This window comes from Campylobacter sp. BCW_6873 (assembly GCF_001762365.1).
GTDB lineage: Bacteria > Campylobacterota > Campylobacteria > Campylobacterales > Campylobacteraceae > Campylobacter_D > Campylobacter_D jejuni.
The window spans coordinates 1-752 of sequence record NZ_MJWS01000036.1; the positions used below are offsets into that span (position 1 = coordinate 1).

Genomic DNA, 752 nt, shown 5'->3' on the forward strand with positions numbered 1-752 from the left:
TATTTTAGCTCGAAGTTCTTGCGGAAAATTATATCTATATATGGCAGGAATTCTTGGATCAAGTTTAGCATCTAATTTGTGTTTTTTATAATACCATTCTAGATTTTCAGGGGTAAAATAATAAGGTGCATTAGGATAGCCTTGAGGAGGAGTTAGGGCTGCTAGTTTGGCATGTAGTATTAAAGTATCATTAAAAAGTTGTGCTTCTTCTTCACTCCAATCATTAGGTGTATCTGTTCCATAGCCTTGCAGCATGCCATTTTTATACCCTCCCCTATGACGATCAAATTCCCTTCTGCTTTCATAAGTAGAATCTATATCCCTTGGATCTTTTATTTTACCCTCAACTATATCACTTCTTAAGGCTTTGTATATATCCCCAGATTCATCACGAGCAATTCTATATTTATTATAATCAATCACCCAATCTACTCCCATAATCTCATCTATAAAAGGTAGCATACCAAATTCATCAGGCTGTATAGTTTTAGCTAAATCTTTTACTAATTTAGCCCTTAAAGGATTTTTATGTATCCCTGCCATACCTATTTCTAAAAGATTATCAGCATAATTATAAATTCCTCTTTTTATACCTAATTCTTCATATCCTCCACCTGTGAGTTGAATATATAAAATAAAACATTGTATCATTCTGGCATTAAAGCCATGATTTTTAGAACGCACAAAATATTCAGGTTTTCCTAGTATTCCTGCTGCTATACCCCATTCTTGTCTAAAAAGAGAAGATTTTA

At 33.0% G+C, this 752-nt stretch carries 1 pseudogene; it reads right to left on the bottom strand.

From position 1 onward, the window contains the following. Positions 1–752 (bottom strand): annotated as a pseudogene (locus tag AJ932_RS01920) (hypothetical protein); the annotation flags it as partial.